This is a genomic window from Veillonella parvula, from assembly GCF_002005185.1.
Lineage (GTDB): Bacteria > Bacillota > Negativicutes > Veillonellales > Veillonellaceae > Veillonella > Veillonella parvula_M.
This window is the reverse complement of sequence record NZ_CP019721.1, coordinates 1125644-1143311: the sequence shown is the minus strand read 5'-3', so window position 1 is coordinate 1143311 and position 17668 is coordinate 1125644. Positions and strand designations below refer to the sequence as shown.

Annotated in this window: 17 protein-coding genes and 1 tRNA gene; 7 read left to right on the top strand and 11 right to left on the bottom strand. The window is 38.4% G+C overall.

All coding sequences use genetic code 11. From position 1 onward, the window contains the following. Positions 1–13: 13 nt before the first annotated feature. From B1A77_RS05280 to B1A77_RS05270, 3 genes are all read right to left on the bottom strand, one after another. The gene (locus B1A77_RS05280; protein ID WP_077708195.1) at positions 14–1135 is read right to left on the bottom strand and encodes an acyltransferase; all 1122 of its coding nucleotides are present in this window, start codon (positions 1133–1135) and stop codon (positions 14–16) included. A gap of 10 nt (positions 1136–1145) precedes the next feature. Next, positions 1146–2960 carry a DUF4127 family protein gene (locus B1A77_RS05275; protein WP_077708194.1) on the bottom strand — a complete coding sequence of 605 codons (1815 nt, stop codon included), beginning with the start codon at positions 2958–2960 and terminating at the stop codon, positions 1146–1148. Between the two features lie 148 nt (positions 2961–3108). Then, positions 3109–3735, bottom strand: coding sequence for a trimeric intracellular cation channel family protein (locus B1A77_RS05270; RefSeq protein WP_004693621.1), 627 nt, complete (start codon positions 3733–3735; stop codon positions 3109–3111). Between the two features lie 83 nt (positions 3736–3818). Here B1A77_RS05270 and tadA point away from each other — a divergent pair, with 83 nt between their 5' ends. The 3 genes from tadA to B1A77_RS05255 all read left to right on the top strand — a co-directional run bounded on the left by tadA (position 3819) and on the right by B1A77_RS05255 (position 5654). Then, complete coding sequence (gene tadA, locus B1A77_RS05265; protein WP_077708650.1) at positions 3819–4364, top strand: tRNA adenosine(34) deaminase TadA; 546 nt, start codon at positions 3819–3821, stop codon at positions 4362–4364. Further along, positions 4318–4408: transfer RNA gene (locus tag B1A77_RS05260), tRNA-Ser, on the top strand. Before tadA ends, B1A77_RS05260 begins: the two co-directional genes overlap by 47 nt. A gap of 58 nt (positions 4409–4466) precedes the next feature. Further along, positions 4467–5654 carry an MFS transporter gene (locus B1A77_RS05255; protein WP_012863974.1) on the top strand — a complete coding sequence of 396 codons (1188 nt, stop codon included), beginning with the start codon at positions 4467–4469 and terminating at the stop codon, positions 5652–5654. A 111-nt stretch (positions 5655–5765) separates the two neighbouring features. On the opposite strand, the gene B1A77_RS05250 is transcribed toward B1A77_RS05255, so the two are convergent. The 4 genes from B1A77_RS05250 to B1A77_RS05235 form a co-directional block, all read right to left on the bottom strand. Next, positions 5766–7013, bottom strand: a complete 1248-nt coding sequence (locus B1A77_RS05250; RefSeq protein WP_077708192.1) for an L-cysteine desulfidase family protein — start codon at positions 7011–7013, stop codon at positions 5766–5768. 1 nt (position 7014) lies between these two features. Beyond that, positions 7015–7386, bottom strand: coding sequence for a RidA family protein (locus B1A77_RS05245; RefSeq protein WP_021147808.1), 372 nt, complete (start codon positions 7384–7386; stop codon positions 7015–7017). 132 nt (positions 7387–7518) lie between these two features. Next, positions 7519–8298 carry a hypothetical protein gene (locus tag B1A77_RS05240; RefSeq protein ID WP_021147807.1) on the bottom strand — a complete coding sequence of 260 codons (780 nt, stop codon included), beginning with the start codon at positions 8296–8298 and terminating at the stop codon, positions 7519–7521. Position 8299: 1 nt separating this feature from the next. Then, a complete protein-coding gene (locus B1A77_RS05235; RefSeq protein WP_021147806.1) occupies positions 8300–9244 on the bottom strand; it encodes a hypothetical protein in 945 nt (314 codons plus the stop codon). A gap of 242 nt (positions 9245–9486) precedes the next feature. Between B1A77_RS05235 and menA the strand changes: the two genes are divergently transcribed. Together menA and B1A77_RS05225 are read left to right on the top strand one after the other, a co-directional pair. After that, the gene (menA, locus tag B1A77_RS05230) at positions 9487–10389 is read left to right on the top strand and encodes a 1,4-dihydroxy-2-naphthoate octaprenyltransferase (RefSeq protein ID WP_021147805.1); all 903 of its coding nucleotides are present in this window, start codon (positions 9487–9489) and stop codon (positions 10387–10389) included. Positions 10390–10532: 143 nt separating this feature from the next. Continuing rightward, positions 10533–11351 carry a MetQ/NlpA family ABC transporter substrate-binding protein gene (locus B1A77_RS05225; protein ID WP_004698373.1) on the top strand — a complete coding sequence of 273 codons (819 nt, stop codon included), beginning with the start codon at positions 10533–10535 and terminating at the stop codon, positions 11349–11351. A 103-nt stretch (positions 11352–11454) separates the two neighbouring features. On the opposite strand, the gene B1A77_RS05220 is transcribed toward B1A77_RS05225, so the two are convergent. Further along, positions 11455–12174 carry a response regulator transcription factor gene (locus B1A77_RS05220; RefSeq protein ID WP_021147804.1) on the bottom strand — a complete coding sequence of 240 codons (720 nt, stop codon included), beginning with the start codon at positions 12172–12174 and terminating at the stop codon, positions 11455–11457. A gap of 4 nt (positions 12175–12178) precedes the next feature. Beyond that, positions 12179–13663, bottom strand: a complete 1485-nt coding sequence (locus B1A77_RS05215) for a HAMP domain-containing sensor histidine kinase (RefSeq protein ID WP_021147803.1) — start codon at positions 13661–13663, stop codon at positions 12179–12181. Between the two features lie 159 nt (positions 13664–13822). On the opposite strand from B1A77_RS05215, the gene B1A77_RS05210 reads away from it, so the two are divergent. Both B1A77_RS05210 and B1A77_RS05205 read left to right on the top strand, forming a co-directional pair. Further along, positions 13823–14458, top strand: a complete 636-nt coding sequence (locus B1A77_RS05210; protein WP_021147802.1) for a phosphatase PAP2 family protein — start codon at positions 13823–13825, stop codon at positions 14456–14458. 4 nt (positions 14459–14462) lie between these two features. Then, the gene (locus tag B1A77_RS05205; RefSeq protein WP_077708190.1) at positions 14463–15920 is read left to right on the top strand and encodes an ArnT family glycosyltransferase; all 1458 of its coding nucleotides are present in this window, start codon (positions 14463–14465) and stop codon (positions 15918–15920) included. On the opposite strand, the gene B1A77_RS05200 is transcribed toward B1A77_RS05205, so the two are convergent. Then, positions 15898–16302: a cytidine deaminase gene (locus tag B1A77_RS05200; RefSeq protein ID WP_077708649.1), complete on the bottom strand. Its 405-nt coding sequence runs from the start codon at positions 16300–16302 to the stop codon at positions 15898–15900. The genes B1A77_RS05205 and B1A77_RS05200 overlap by 23 nt on opposite strands. 31 nt (positions 16303–16333) lie before the next feature. Continuing rightward, entirely contained in the window at positions 16334–17635 is a 1302-nt protein-coding gene (locus B1A77_RS05195; protein ID WP_021147799.1) for a pyrimidine-nucleoside phosphorylase, read from the bottom strand. Between the last annotated feature and the right edge of the window lie 33 nt (positions 17636–17668).

Genomic DNA, 17668 nt, shown 5'->3' with positions numbered 1-17668 from the left:
CTTTCTGATTATACTAGTGCCCCAGTACAAATTTACGAATAGACTTAGGTAAATAATTGAAACCTACCGTAGTCAAATAGGATAATGCCAACGCCATAGCATACATAACGAGAACATTGACCACCGTGTACAAGAGATTGTATTTAGCCATCACAGCAGATATGATTAACAGCCAGAACGGATGTGTTAAATAAATGCCATAGGACTTATCCCCTATTTCAGACCAAATGGATTCCATAGTCACATTCATAGGTAGTGTTTGGAATAGGAATAAACTAAACATCGTTCCCAAACCAGTGTAAAGAACACCCATCGGACTCATTTGATGTACCGTATAAATTGCTTCTAACACAGTGTAATGCCATACGTCCATGACATAGTAATAGGAGCCAAGCATCAATAATATGGAGCTTACCGCGCTGATGCCTAAAAGGTAACGATAACGCCACATATATTCGCAGACGATTTCATATCGTTCAGCACATACGGCACCTAAAAGGAAAATCCACACATAATGAATAACCCAATAGTTGAGTCGCATATCAAAAAGATATTTAAGAACTGGCTGATTACTTAGATTTTCTGTTACCCAACGGCCAAGCATGTAAGACGAAACATAATCGATACCAACTTGGATGACAAATAGTAAAACCATCCAAAATATAGGCCGTTTTAAGATGACTTTCACCATGGCCCGCCATAATGGCATCATTACGTAGAACCATAGCAAAATAACCATAAAATATAAATGATACATAGAAGTACCAAAGAGTAGATTTATCGCCAACGGCCCTGGGTGTAAATTGCCAAGATTATGAGCTGTCACCCCTGTATATAGCAAGTAAAAGATGGACCACGTAATATATGGAAATAGCACCACCTGAATGCGGCGGTGCATAAATTCCTTATATGAGAATGGTCCCTCTACCGAAGTATGATAAAACAAGCCAAATGCAGAGAGGAAGAAAAACGCAGGCACTCCAAAGCGAGAGAGAATTTCTAACACGCTGATGAGTTCTAAATTTACAAAAGGATTTTGCAATGCGTAAGATCCTACATGAATGCCGATAACACCGAGCATACAGAGGCCTCGCATATAAGTAATTTCCGGTAAAAACGCTTTTTTCATAGCCATTCCCTATTCACTATTGACCAGGTGCAGCGGCAGGTGTTGGTACAACACGTGGGCCTTGAGACTCTGTAGCTGGTTGTTTAACTACCGGAGGTGTAGATGTAGGTGTTTGAGGCGTTGCAGCTTTTTCAGGTTGTGCAGCTTGTGTTGGTACAGCCTGACCATTTGCTTTAGCAGCCGCTTCTGCCTTAGCCTTAGCTTCTGCTTCAGCCTTAGCTTTTGCTTCAGCTTCTCGTTTCAAGCGTAATTCTTTTTCAAGTGGTACCACTGGTTTGTCATAAACAGTGATATCCGTTTCAAATAGACGTCCCCATGGGAATGTAGCTTTTACTGTACGAGGATTAATTTTAAGGTATTTTTCAGCGAAATCTTGAATGCGTTCACCTAAGTAACTTTCAAGACGTTCATTTAATTCGCCAGAGTAACGAACATTGTCTGTTCTGATAGAATCTTGCATACGATAAATATCTTTTCGGATATTTGCTTGATATGCCCAGTTGTCCAAATATTGTTGCGTCAACATATCACGATGACCTTCTGGGCTCATAGATTTAAGCAATAATCCTTGAGCAATAGCGTAACCTACGGTGTTACTTGCTGTATTCCAACCATTATACGCACCAATTTTGTACAACAAATCTCGTTTGTACATAGCGGATACCAATGTATTATCTGCACCATTATTGAAAGCAATATCTGCAACGCTTACGTTCACACCAGAGTCAACAGCTTGTTGAATACGATCTACGAAAGCATTTGTAGAGTTAGAGATCATTGGGAAGTTTTCGAAGTTTTCAGACTCGCCTGTGCTCGTAGTAAGAGGTGTATTAACAGCCAATAATACAGTTGGTTTGCCTTGTGTCACCATCGTGCCACCTACGGCCTCAACGTGTTGAGCAATTGTTTTATCAATCGTTTGATCTTCGTAACCTGGCAATGTTTTACCGCCACCACCGAGTGGATAAATTACGGAGAATGTAGGTTTTTCTGTGCTCACATCGGTACGGGAACGCGCCATCAACAAGAGACCAAGTTGGTCAGCACCAGGGAAGCTACCGTATTTTTCAACAGAAATATCCTTGGAATATTTGTTGAGGTAACGACCTTCTAATGCGGATTGAGATAATTGAGATGTATCATCATGACCTAATGCAAAGTAGTCGAATACACCACTGCGAGTTTCATCAATCAACTCTTTGTTGATTTTCATATTTTTTTGACGGCGATCAAACCAGTCTTGCAAGTATTCCACAGGAACAGAGGCTTGTAGGCTCATCAATTTTTGAGTTTCTTCTTGCGTTAAAGAGCCAGAATCTAATTTATCTTGTAATGCAGCGATTTGGAAGATAGTTGGGCCATATTCCGCATAGTAGGCCGGTTCAGTACCGCCACCACTCGCACGTGGGGAACGCATTACGGTACCAAAGCCATAGATGCGTACATTTTTATTACGCGCTTTTAAACCTTCAATACGTTTCAAGCGATTTTGCAATGTGCTAAGAGGAATATTATGTTTACGAGAATCTACAAGACCTCCATAAATAAGAGTATCTGTACTTAATACCATAACATCAGCACGACCTGCATTTTGCTCTACCCAAGCCATAATTTGATCAGCTTGACCTTGGTAGGTCTTACCAGAAATCAAGTGTTGAGGTGGTGTCAACACAGTCATACCCGCCTCACGAGCTGTATCAACTGTATATTGCAAACTTACAGGACGATCATCTTGAGGTACATATAATACGGTTTCTGCATCAATTTTGATGGATGTACCTGTAGCAATGGCTGTAACCATTAAAGCTACTTTCAACCATTTATTTGTCATAAAGCAAATCTCCTTCTGTGTACACGAGTACTCTCGACTCGAAAATTAACTCTTATATAATACTCTTTTTTTCTGACACTTTTATGAAATACTTAATAGTATAATTATATCATTTACCTGTTATTTCTCAAATGCAGTGCCTTTAGCTTTAGCGCACTTTGGGTAAGCTCCAATTATATTTAATAGCTAGTAAACGGATAACTAGTACAACGGTAAAAGCACCATATACAGCCTCTCCAACCCAGTTAGAAATAACCATTAAGTAATAAACGATGCCCCCAATAACACTAGGCAGAGCATACACATCTTCTTTTAAAACAGACGGAATCCGTTGAGCCAGCATATCTCGGATAATACCACCTCCAACGGCAGTAATAGTTCCTAATAAAACAATGAAAATTGGCAACTCTGGATATAGTTTAAACCCTGCAGATGCTCCGGTTACTGTAAAAGATGCCAACCCGACTGCATCGGCTAATAAATAGCTTGCTCGGCTACGAGGGCCCATAGCATGCTTGCGATAACGGCTGTTATAGATAATAAATACGATAATTGTTACGGAAATAACCACAGTTACATATACAATATTGCGTAACGAATTCGGCGGAAAATACCCCAAGAGAACATCACGTACAATTCCACCACCGATTGCCGTAGCCAGTGCCAATACAGCCATACCAAATATATCCATTCTCCGCGCCACCCCAACAAGTGCTCCGGAGATAGCAAAGGCAATAGTGCCAATCATATCAAATATATACCAAATAATATCCATAATACCCTCACACAATCTATTCGCATAACTTCGCACACTATGATAGACTTTATGTAAGATATTATACATTAAGAGGTATGAGAATGACAAAGAACATTACACCTATAGAGATTAAAAATATGGATGAGCGTAGCCGTGATGAATATTTTATGGGTTTTGCCCTAAAGGAGGCCCACAAAGCTTATGCTCTAGGAGAAATTCCTATCGGCGCCATTTTAGTTCAAAACAATACAATCATTTCACGCCACCATAATCGCCGCGAATTAGATCACGATGCAACGGCTCATGCAGAGGTGCTCGTCATCCGCGAAGCATGCGATGTACTCAAGCGTTGGCGGTTGACTGGTTGTACCCTGTATGTTACGATAGAGCCGTGTCCGATGTGCGCTGGAGCCATCATCAACAGTCGTATTGACCGTGTTGTATATGGTGCAAGTGATTACAAAGGAGGCGCTGTAGAGTCTCTTTTCAATGTACTCTCTCACCCTGGTTTAAATCATGAACCCGAATTAGCATCGGGGGTCCTTGGTGATGAATGTAGTCAAATCATGAAAGACTTTTTTAAAGAGCGCCGTAAAACACGGAGGAGTACCCAAGAGGCTGAAGGGTCCGCACTCGAAATGCGGTAGGTCGGGCAACCGGCGCGGGGGTTCAAATCCCTCCTCCTCTGCCATATAAAATATATAAAGCGCTAACCATGGTTAGCGCTTTTTTGCGAAGGGACCACTACTATGAAAAAATATTACCCTTATCTCATTACGGTGAGTCATATGATTAACGACTCCTGTCAAAGTGTATTACCTGCCCTCTTGCCATTATTTATCTACACTTATGGACTTAGTTTAGAGCAAGCAGGCTTTCTCATATTAGCCAATACAGCATTATCTTCATTGTTACAGCCATTATTAGGTTATGTCTCTGACAAGATCAATCAGCCACGGCTAATCGCCTTAGGTGTTCTGCTCTCAGCTTGTAGCACAGGTGCCATGGGTTTTGTAACCTCTTATGAAAGCTTGCTTGTTTGTGCTACCTTAGCTGGTGTAGGCTCCTCTATCTTCCACCCTGAAGGAGCGAAAATCATGAATCGCCTGGGAGGTGGTAAAAAAGGTAAAGCCATGGGTACCTTCGCCATCGGTGGTAGCTCTGGTTTTGCCATCGGTCCACTCTTTGCGGGCTCTATTGCCTATACAGTAGGACCTCATGGACTGGCAGCTTTTACCATAGTGGGTCTTATCATCTCAACAGTTTTATTCGTCCTCATGCCGCGCATAGTAACTCAAGCACGCACTATCGACCAAGCGGTAGCTATGGAAAACCCTACACTAGTGGCTAAGCCGCTAAAAAATTACTGGAAATACTTTGGTATCTTGTTTATTATCATCCTAAGCCAATCAGTAAACTTCCGCGTTATCAATGCATTTATTCCTATCTTCTGGACTCGTGAACTCGGCACTAGCCCAGAGCAAGGTAGCTTTGCATTAACCATATTCTTTAGTATCGGTATCTTCATGACATATATTGGCGGTCTATTAGGCGACAAATATGGTCCCATTAAAATCATTAGACTATCCCTATTGATTTGGTTGCCAGCCATGTTCCTATTAACAGAAGTGCCAACCTTCTCCCCTGTTATCATGATGCCTATAGCCTATATGTTACTACTCATGATTGGCGCTGCTAAAGCTCTTAGCTACAGCCCCGTTATCGTACTAGGCCAAACCTACCTTGCTAAAAGCATCGGCTTTGCGTCCGGTATTACCCTTGGGGTGAGCCAAACTATCGGCGGTATCATCGCACCTGTAGTAGGTAACCTTGCGGATACCTATTCTTTACCTGCCGCTATGATGACACTCGTACCATTCCTAGTAGTGGGTCTTGGGGCTTCATTGATACTTAAAGATCCTAAAAAACTACAATAAACAAAAAAGAACCCTTCACGTGAACTGTACCCCAAAAATTGGACACAATTTTTGAAGGTACAGACCAACGAAGGGTTCTTTTTATATTCAGCTAACCACGTCACTTGCAGTTTAGTGTTTTAGCATTTCATTCAATATAACTACATCCGTTTCTTTCATGCCTTGTGCCACAGCACCAATACTGCGGATAGTTTCATCAACGGAGTATGCTACAAGTCCATCGCCTTTTTGGTAGTTTTTGTTAAGGCGAGCTTGTTTATATCCCATAAAGGCGCCATCAAGGGAAATTGCAATTTTACCTGCACAGGATGGTTTCGCACCATCACATACGATACCAGATAAACTTGCAAGACCATTTACAAGAGTGTTCTCGATTATATCTTTACTATCACCCTTCAAGAAGGCAATACCTGCTACACTTACCACACCGGCAGATACAACGCCACAGTATGCAGACAATTTACCAATACCAGATTTAACGTAAAGCGTTAGCAAGTTAGCAAAGACGAGAGCGCGATACAATTCATCTTCACTTTTACCAAGTTCCTCGGCAGTCGTAATGATTGGTACAGACACGGTTAAACCTTGATTACCAGAGCCAGAGCAAATAACAACAGGCAATGGGCAGCCACTCATACGCGCATCAGAGCCAGCTGCGGCACGAGCCTTACATTTCGTTTCGAGAGATGGATTTTCTTCATCTAACAATAACAATTGTCCAATATTAGATCCATAATCATTGGACAGACCTTCCTTAGAAATTGCAGTATTATACTCAACTTGCTGTTTAATTTGAGGTAGGATACCAGAAATATCACCTGTTAAAGCAAATTCGTAAATGCTATCGAAGGTCATGGCATATTCTGTTTTGGCCGCTTTCTTAATTTCATTGACTGTTTCAGAGACAATCTCGCCATCTACTGATACATATGTTACATTCGTATGGTCATTTTCAATGCGAACAACCGCTGTATGTTCATCTGTTTCTGCAGTGATTTCTATATATAGATTATCTACGCCTTCAGCAAGTGAAACGTTACAGAAGTTAGCATCAAGCAATGTGCCAAGCCATTTGCGATCTTCGTCTGTAGCAGATTCTAATACCTCTAGTTCACGCTCTGGATGACCTACAATAGCACCCAGTGTAGCAGCCGCCGTTAGTCCTTTTCGTCCCCCAGAATTTGGAATGACTACAGATTTTACATTTTTAATAATATTCGCGCTGCATCTTGCGTGAATACGGTTAGGAAATTCATCTAAAACAGAGACTGCCTTCGCAGCCGCATAAGCCAATGCAATTGGCTCAGTACAACCGAAGGCAGGACGCATCTCTGACTGTAACAAAGAAACATAATCCATCTTATACTTCCGCAATAATTTCCACTTCTACAATAACGCCTAATGGAAGGTCTTTTACTGCTACACATGAACGAGCTGGTTTAGAAGTGAAATATTTAGCATACACTTCATTAAATGCTTTGAAATCACCAATATCAGCTAAGAAGCAAGTTGTTTTAACAACCTTGGAAAAGTCTGTACCAGCTTCAGTCAATACGGCTTCAATATTTTTGCATACTTGTTCAGTTTGCTCTACAATGCCCCCTTCAACAACTGTACCAGTTGCAGGATTGAGTGGAATTTGACCAGAAGCAAATAATAAACCGCCAATAACTTTAGCTTGAGAGTAAGGGCCTACTGCTGCTGGTGCTTTGTCTGTAGAAATTGTTTTCATGATAAATCTCCTTTTATAAATAAATATAAATTAATATGACTATATTTAAGGTGCGAAACTCATGTTGATGCCTCGATATATATGACTTACCTCAATATATCACATATTACACAAAAGTACGTATATAACCAATTATTTAATTGATTTAAATGCATTATCAAATATTGGTTTGAAATAATCACGTTGTACATCAGTTGTTATACCTACATACAACACTGGTTTTCCTGGCTTCAACACAAATGCAGCATTTGCATAGAGTGGAGTTTGTACATTTCCATCTGCATATAACAAGCGAGAGCTTGCTGCATATGTTTGATATTTTGTACCAGCCACCGGATGTACTTGTTCTGCATTTTCTACGGTTAGAGTTTTAAGTGTTTTAGGCATAATCGTTGCTTTTTGGGAATCACGACTAGACACATTAATAGGTCCATTCAAAGGAACTACTGTTGTGCTAGTGGGAATCTGTTTATTTATTGTTCCTAATAGAAGTTGCTCTGTTACAGGATCAATTTGACCTTTATCAAGAGCGGCCATTGCCGCTATAAACATAGGGTCATTAGCCTTTTCTTTAGCCACTTGTTGCGCTATTTGTTTAACATCTACAGCCACTACGAATGCATCTTTTTGACCAGTTTTATCTGCCCCTTGCAATTGGTATATATCAAAATTAGTACCAAAGTTTTGGAAAAATTCCTTTGCCATCATATTCGCCATCGTAGATTTTGAGGGATTCTGTTGCATTTGTTTCTCTACAAAATCACGTGTATTTGTTTTAGACGCAGAAACAATATTTACATTATTAGGCACTACCATGGATCCTGCAATTGTTTGTACATCCTTAGCAAAACCTACGCCAGATACAGTACCCATTAGGCAAGCTGCACAAGCCAATACTTTCAAAGATTTCATATTATTTACCTCCCTTGAGAGATTGTGTTTGATACATATGATTCAACTCATTAGCCCAATAATCATAGCTAGAGTCATCAGACATTAAAATCTGTAAAGATACACCTTTATCTGTAGGAACAGCATAACCAATTAAGGAATAAGTATTTCTAAAGCCATCATATTTTAGACTACCGCGTAAATCGCCTGTCACAGCTGTACCATAGCGTGTTTGAACAGGTTTATAGGCCACATGCGTTGCATCTAGGCTTACTTGTTTTGCCATAAAGTCTACATAAGAACGGATCTCTTCTATACTTTTAGGAGATGATTTCTTATCTGTGGCAAGCATTTTATCAAAGACACCTATAATTTGAGAAGGTAACTTATCATTTATCGTTTTTAGATCTTTAGCTAATTTAGCACCTTCAATAGTATTGCTCTTCAGGCCTTGTAATTGTTGTTGGGCCGTCTCTTTAGAGTAAGATTCTACATATTTAGAGATAGAATGCTTTAATGCGGCTTTTTCCGCATCTGCCCCCTTCTCTAAAATAGTCTTATTCATACCTATAACTTGATCAATTGCATTTTTAGAATAGTTAATAACAATTAAACCACCTATATGATGTCCTTGTTTATCAGTACCTTGCAATTGATAGAAGGAGTAACCATCAAGAAAGTCCCCCTTCACTGGTTCAACAGCTACACCAGTCTGTGCTTTCACAACATTATTAATAGTATCAACAGCAGATTTATTTGCTACTTTAAGAAATTTATCTTGTTCTTGATTACGCAATCTTGTATCAGTAGAAATATGCATAACTTCTACAGCTTTCACAGTTGGGGAAGTTGTGCCGTACATACCATAACCTAAATCTACCGTATCAGCACATGCCACTGCCCCCATACCCACAGTTAAACAGGTGGCACAAGCCAATGTCATCAACTTTTTATTGAGAGTTCTCATAAGACACCTCACCTTTTTAACAATACACTATGTATAGATTGTTAGATAATCTGTGCAGTATATATTAAGAGTTTAAAGGAGAATCTATACTGCATATATTAATTATTATACTATATCGACATATATAACTGTATAGTATAATTTACAAGCTTACCTTTCTGCTATACAATACATAAATAGACATGTAAAGATGATATATGTATGAGAAATGGAAAGGAGTGCACACTCGGTGTGCTTTTAACATGATACAAGAATTAATTCCCCTCACTAGGCCTCGCACATTAGCTGCTACATTGGGGCCTACCATTTTAGGTGCCGCCTTTAGTTATTATGCATTTGGTGCTGCTCAGGGTACAGGTCTTGCCATTTTCCATACAATGCTCATATTTTTAGCTGTTGTAACAGCCCAAATTGTAGCTAATTTATGGAATGAATATAAAGACTTTAAATCTGGACTCGATGCTGGTCAAAAGGTAGGTAATGCTGGTTCTATCACACGTGGCGTTATAACACCAGAGCTCATTATAACGATGATTAAAGTACTCATGTTTGTACCCATTATTATTGGTCTTTATTTATCTGCTACTATAACTTGGTACTACATCCCGGTAGGCTTCTTATGTATTCTAATTAGTTTCCTTTACTCTGGCGGTCCAAAACCAATTTCTCGAACACCATTTGGGGAAATTTCCTCTGGTATCGCCATGGGTTTTGCTATCGTACTCATTACAGGCTATGCCTGGATACGAGAATTATCCTTAGCCCTGTTAATTCCTGCAATTCCATCTACATTGCTAGTTGGTTCCATCATGTTGACGAATAATATCCGAGATATTCGTAATGATGAAAGCCATGGACGTCACACGTTGCCAATCGTGCTTGGTCGTGAAAGAGCACTCAGCTTAATGAGTATCTCATATATTTTCAATTTTATTTGGATCATTGCTTGGATTATAGTAGGCCATATGACATGGTTCGCCTTATTAGCGTTCCTTGCAGCACCACTAGCTTTCAAAACAATTCATACATTATCTACCAATACAGATGAGTTCCAATTAGATAAGGCTATGGGTACTACCGCTGGAGCCGCTATGATTTATCAACTAATGTGGGCGATTGGACTTATCATGGGCAAATTAATTTAAAAAATGAACATACTTATATTATAGGTTCTCCATAGTTTTTAGTTATGGAGAACCTATAATAATTCCTTCTTGATAGATAGGAAATTATTTAGTACTATAGATTTAATATTTTATATGTAATTATTGTATAAGGAGTGTGTCTAATGAGAAAATTTTTAGCATTAGCAGCTACTGTCATCCTTGGCGGCGCTTTATTAATCGCAGGCTGTGGTAACGACAACAAACAAGCTGCTAGCGATGGCAAACAAGTATTAAAAATTGGGGCAACAGCAGTACCTCACGCAGAAATTTTGGAACAAGTTAAACCAATCTTAGCAAAAGATGGTATCGAATTAAAAATCACAGAATTTACTGATTACAACACACCTAACTTGGCTTTAGGGGACAAAGAGATTGATGCCAACTTCTTCCAACACGTACCTTACATGGAGGAATTCGCAAAAGCTCACAAACTTGACTTAGTATCTGCCGGTGGTGTTCATCTTGAGCCAATGGGTTTATACTCCCGTAAAATCAAAGATTTGAAAGATCTTCCAAAAGGCGCTAAAATCGCTATTCCTAATGACCCTACAAACGGTGGCCGTGCATTATTGTTATTACAAAAACAAGGTCTAATTACATTAAAAGACTCTACAAACATCTTATCTACAGTGCAAGATATTACTGCGAACCCTAACGAATATCAATTCGTAGAATTAGAAGCAGCACAAGTACCTCGTTCCCTTGACGATGTAGCCTTAGCCGCTATCAACACTAACTTTGCATTAAACGCAGGTCTTAACCCTGGCAAAGATGCATTGGCAATTGAAAATAACGATTCCCCTTACGTAAATATCGTAACTGTACTTAAAGGCAATGAAAATGACCCTCGCATCAAAAAATTGATGGCTGCACTTCATAGTCCTGAAATTATCAAATTCATCCAAGAAAAATACCAAGGTGCTATTGTTCCTGCATTCTAAGCATCAAAAAGCTAGCCTCAGCGGCTAGCTTTCTTCATATACTAGTCAAAATTATGTTTAAAGGTGTCTCCATTGAGACGCCTTTTTTATTTAATATTTTATACTATTGTTTTATATAATTATCCCATTTATGGAAACGATACCCTACACCCCAAACAGTATCAATATACTCTTCATTTTGGAATTGTTTATCAATTTTAGCTCTTAATCTATTTATATGAACCATAATTGTTGAAGTTTCTCCTAAAGAGTCTATCCCCCAGATACTTTCAAATACTTCTTCTTTTGTAAATACACGATTAGGGCTAGATGCAAGAAGAACTAAAATGTCATATTCACGTGGAGTCAAATTCACCTCAGTACCACCTAAAAAAACTTGATGAGAATCAAGCAATATCTCTAAGCTACCTGCAGTAATTTTTGCGTCCAACACAACTGTAGGGCTTAGACTATTACGGATGCGATTATAACGCTGAATGTGTGATTTAACACGTGCTACAAGCTCTGCCGGACTAAAAGGTTTAATCATATAATCATCAGCACCAAGTCCTAGCCCCCGAATTTTATCAATATCTTCACGTTTAGCACTGACCATAATAATAGGTATTTCTTTTTCCTTACGAATATCTCGACACACAGAGAATCCATCCTTTTTAGGAATCATAATGTCAAGAATAATTAAGTCATATTCATAATCAAGGGCTGCCTTTAACCCATCAACGCCATTAGTTTGAATGTCTACTTCATAGCCTTCGATTTCTAAATAATCTCGCTCTAACTCATAGATACCCATATCATCTTCAATAATTAAAACTTTTCCCATACTTTTACTCCTTATCCAAAGGAAACTCCATCACAATGGATAGTCCAGGTCCACTATCATTATGTTCAGCATGAATAGAACCATTCATATCTTCAACGATTTGTTTTACAATAGCCAGCCCAATGCCATTACCATTAGCTACCTCTGTACGTGCTTCATCAGTACGGAAAAAAATATCAAACAAACGATTTAACATTTCTGTAGGAACACCTTTCCCATCATCTGAAAAAGTCAGTTTACAGCCATTATCTATCTTAGCTGTAGATATATCAATAGATACAGATTCGCCACGTCTATACTTTATACTATTGGATACAAGATTATCCAAAACACGATAAAACTGTATCCGATCAATTACTATTAAACTATCTTCGGCACTATACGATTCATGTAAAACGATAAGTTCATGATTATTTAAATGTCGCTCTCTAATATACTCTCGAATTAAATCATCTAATGCATATGTATCTCGATTGTAGTGAATTTGTTTTAACTCTAGTTGCGAAAAGTCCGATAGCATATTAACTAAATGTTCAATACGCCCCGCCATATCATAAATCCGCTGCACATAGCGTGCTTGCTTCTCTTCTGTATTTGCAATACCTTCAATAATACCACTAGCATACCCCTTTACCGATGTAAGTGGTGTTGAAATATCATGACAAACCCCTGCTATCATTTCGCGCCTACGCTCTTCATAAAGGTCTTGCTCTTGACGGGCTTTAAGCAATGATTCCTGCATATTATTAAATGCCTCACAAGTAACCCCTAATTCATCGTGATTTCTTACAGCAATTCTTTTTGGCACTATCCCATTTTTGAGATCATCAGCAGCTTGCTTCAAATCTATGACAGGTCTCAAAATATACTCACCTAATCGATTGGATATATATAGGCCTATACCAATGATAATAGCTATTATCATTAAAATACCTATACCAAAAGCGCCTTCCACCATTTTCTTATCCGTTGATTCTGGCCCCATACTTTTAGTCATAAATGGGATTCTACCAGCACCATACACTGTAAGTCCCATATCATAGGAATTCACATAGGTAAATTGGTTGCCTTCCCAGTTCAAATAATGATTAGACTCTAAGCCATTTATCATATTTTTAACGTTCGATAACATTATATTAGGCTCTATATCTGGCGTAGCATAAACTATTTTATTATCTTTGAGAATGACTATATCTAAGCCTTGTGCTTCTAAAACAGCACTACTATCCAAAATATCACTTATTGATGTAGACTCTTTTGAAAGTTTCTTATTTATTTGTTCTAACCCCAATTGAAATACTTGAGACTGAATTGTACTAGGCGCTAGCATCATCCACTGACGATGATTTACAGGATTAGTATAACGAATAACCCCCCATACTATAGATAAGGCGGTAAGTAAAACAATAAAAGGTATGATAATAATTAATAAATTACTAATTATCATCTTTCGCCGTACGCCTAAGCTATTAAACCAGTTAAAAAGCATAGATACCTCCTTTTTAACTATTATACAAACCTATATCTTATCTGTCATGATATAGAAATCAATCTTTTAGAAGATGTAATTTCATCGTTATATTTTCGTAATATTTCTCCTTTATGATGTATTCATACAAGAAAGTCATCAAATAAAAAGGAGATATATATGAATTACGAAATCTTTCAACTTATCAACAGCCTAGCAGGTACATATACGTGGCTAGATACAAGTATGATATACATTGTAAAATACCTTTCAATAGTCTTTGCTTTATTACTGATACTCTTATCTGGATTAGGCCTCTATTTTAAAGATAAAAGACTTATAAAAACCTGCATACATACTATCGCATTTCTTGGTATTACCATGATAGCTCATAGTATCATTGGTTTCATAGTGCAAGAACCAAGACCATTCGTCACACACACAGTAAATCTACTTATTCCTCATGTAGCTGATTCTAGTTTTCCTAGCACCCATGCTATGGCAATGACTGCTATTTCATTACCAATTTTAGCAGTTTATAAGAGACTAGGTTCTATTCTACTAAGTGGAACCATTTTAACAGGTTTTGCGAAAGTCTTTGTTGGTCATCATTATCCTCTAGACGTTATCATGGGTATCCTCATCACATATTTGTTATTTAAAGTCTATCAAAACTATTTATCTTCTAAGATTGATACGCTATTAAATCACCCTAAATATAATATTTTCCGATTACTCATAAATACAAAACTAAGCCTATATCTTATAAAAAAAGCAAACCAACCATTGAGTAAACAATTTAGCATGAAAGGTTAAGGCTATGAAGTATGTCTTAAAAAATAAGAACTATCATATTTTGATAGTCCTTATCTTCTCTGCCATCATTTATTTTATTGGAAATGCATATCTTAGTATTACGGATCCTGCAGAGTCTAATTATGCGCTAACCGCAAAAGAAATGCTTCTAACCAAAAACTATTTATCTCCACAAATTTTTGGTCATTATTGGTATGATAAGCCTATATTTTATTATTGGGAACTCATTGTTGGTTTCAAACTATTTGGCATTACAAACTTTGGCGCTAGATTCTTTTCTAGCCTTTTAGCTCTCTGCAATATTTTTCTAATCTATCGCTTTGTAAAAGCACAAACAAACCACGTTATTGCTCTTGTGAGCGCCATTATCGTATCCGTGTCAGCAGAATATTGGATTATCGCAAAATCTCTTATAACAGATATGACCCTAGGACTATACTTTAATGCTACCTTAATGAGCTTTTACATAGGATACATACATCATAAAACAGGTCAACGAGGTTATAAACGTTACTATCTATTAGCCTATATAGCATCTGCTTTTGCCGTATTGACTAAAGGTCCAATTGGATTCCTATTGCCAGGTCTCATCATATTAGTTTACCTTGCAATCAGACGAGATATTCGAGAATTATTTAGTCTACAGATTATACCTGGACTGTTACTATTTCTAAGCCTCGGTGGTAGTTGGTATTATTATATGTATATCACCCATGGAAATGACTTTATCAATGTCTTTCTAGGTGTCCATAATTGGCTTCGTGCTACAGTGTCTGAGCATCCAAGATTCAATGTTTGGTACTATTACATTCCTATAACAATCATAGCATTATTACCTTGGTCCATTATATTACCGAAGTCAATTTATAGTAATCGCAAGAATTGGTTTACCAATATTCCATTCCATAGCTTTTTAGCTGTCTGGGCTGGTATAGTTATCCTATTTTTCACTTGTATGGCAACTAAGTACTCCACCTATAGTTTTCCTGCTTTAACACCGTTAACTATATTAATAGCTGTTATGTGCTACAAACGTATCAACTTAATTTATAAAACGGCATTCGTTATGGGTATTGCTTATATAGTGCTTACATTTGCAGTAGCAGTACCACAAATGAAGAAAGCCTCAACACCTAGTATTAGCCAATTTATTAGCCAGTCTATTAGTGATGACTCCATTCTTGTACAAGGTAGTGGTAGATATCGCGTTTCACCTACTTACTATAGCGGTCATGAAGTATATCAATTACTCGGCCCCAATGAAGTAGCCCCTGATCCAACTACTATTTCTTGGAACGCTAAAGATGTCATGCCGTTTATATCTATAAATGACTTACCAACAAATAAAAAAATATATCTACTCGTTTATGGTGACGATTATCTTCCAGATACAATAAATTCAGATAATTTGTCTTTGGAATATTCCAATGCTGAAGGTACTATCTATCAATTACATCGTTAGATGAAAAACTAAATGGTAATAACGCTTCAATAGATACTACTTTTATATTGCCCTTCATGTTTCTCATAATGATAATAGGAATGTTAAACTCTCCCATTACCTGACGACAAGCACCACATGGTGCACAAGGCCCTTCCGTATCAGCAACTACGGCAAGAGCCTTAAAATTTGTATGCCCTTCTGATACAGCTTTAAATATAGCGGTTCGTTCTGCACAGTTCGTTAAGCCATAAGAAGCATTTTCTATGTTACACCCTTCATAAATAGTCCCATCCTCACAGAGAATAGCTGCACCTACGCCAAAATGGGAATACGGACTATAAGTTTTCTCACGAGCAACGATGGCGCGATCTATAAGGTTTTGAATTTCCTGTTCTGTCATATGAGTTTCCTTTTCTATCATATGGATCTCCTCATTCCACTATATCAAGAATCGTATCCGCCATGATTGGTGCAGTTTCGCCAAAGGTAATCGCCTCTAAATATGTCTTTGCAGCATTAGAAAGCAAGCTCTCATCAGAAGCATACAAGGTAGCTATACATTCACCTACTGTAACTGAGTCGCCTGTTTTCTTGTGCATCAAGATGCCCGCACTATAATCGATAGGACCATCCTTAACAGTGCGACCGGCTCCAAGCATAACGGATGCAATCCCGCATTGTTCTGTATTCATATGGGTAATATAACCGTCTTGAGGCGCTGTAACATCATAGGTGAATTTGCCAATGGCTAATAGGCTTTCATCATCAATAACTCGGCTGTCGCCATCTTGAGCATCAATCATCATACGCAATCGTTCTAATGCGGCACCAGAGTCGAGTGCCTCTTGCACACGACTGAGAGCCGTTTCATAGTCGCATATATGACTCAATACGAGCATGTGGGCAGCCATGATAATACATTCATGCGTTAAATCTTCTGGACCATGACCTTTCAACGTATCAATAACCTCGCGAATCTCCAACGCATTTCCAATAGCATGGCCTAGCGGTCGATCCATATCCGTCAAAATAGCCTTAACTGAACGGCCATTTTCCTTTCCAATATCTACCATTGCTTTAGCCAATTCACGAGCATCCTCTATGTTTTTCATAAAGGCACCACTGCCAACCTTTACATCTAACAAAATTGCTTGAGCACCAGAAGCCAATTTTTTGCTCATAACAGAGGATGCAATAAGAGGGATACTATCAACAGTTCCCGTCACATCGCGCAAAGCATATAGCTTTTTATCAGCAGGTGCAAGCCCTTCCGACTGACCAATAACAGCAAGACCAATTTTATTAACTTGATTGATAAAAGCATCTTGCTCTAAAGATACCTTTAAATTTGGAATAGATTCCATCTTATCAATAGTGCCACCTGTATGACCAAGTCCACGTCCAGACATCTTAGCCACCTTGCCGCCAGAAGCGGCTACGAGAGGTGCAATAATAAGTGTTGTCTTATCTCCCACGCCGCCTGTACTATGTTTATCTACGGTAATCCCATCAATATTTGACAAGTCTACCATATTACCTGATTGAGCCATAGCCAAGGTCAAAGTTCCTAGTTCGCGAGCATTCATACCATTAAAAACTATGGTCATCAAGAGCGCACTCACTTGGTAATCAGGGATTTCCCCCTTTACATAACCATCTATGACAAAGCGGATTTCCTCATCTGTTAACGGCAAGTTCGCCCTTTTCTTCAGAATAATATCATACATACGCATAGTTACACCGCCATTCTAAGAAACCACCTAAGC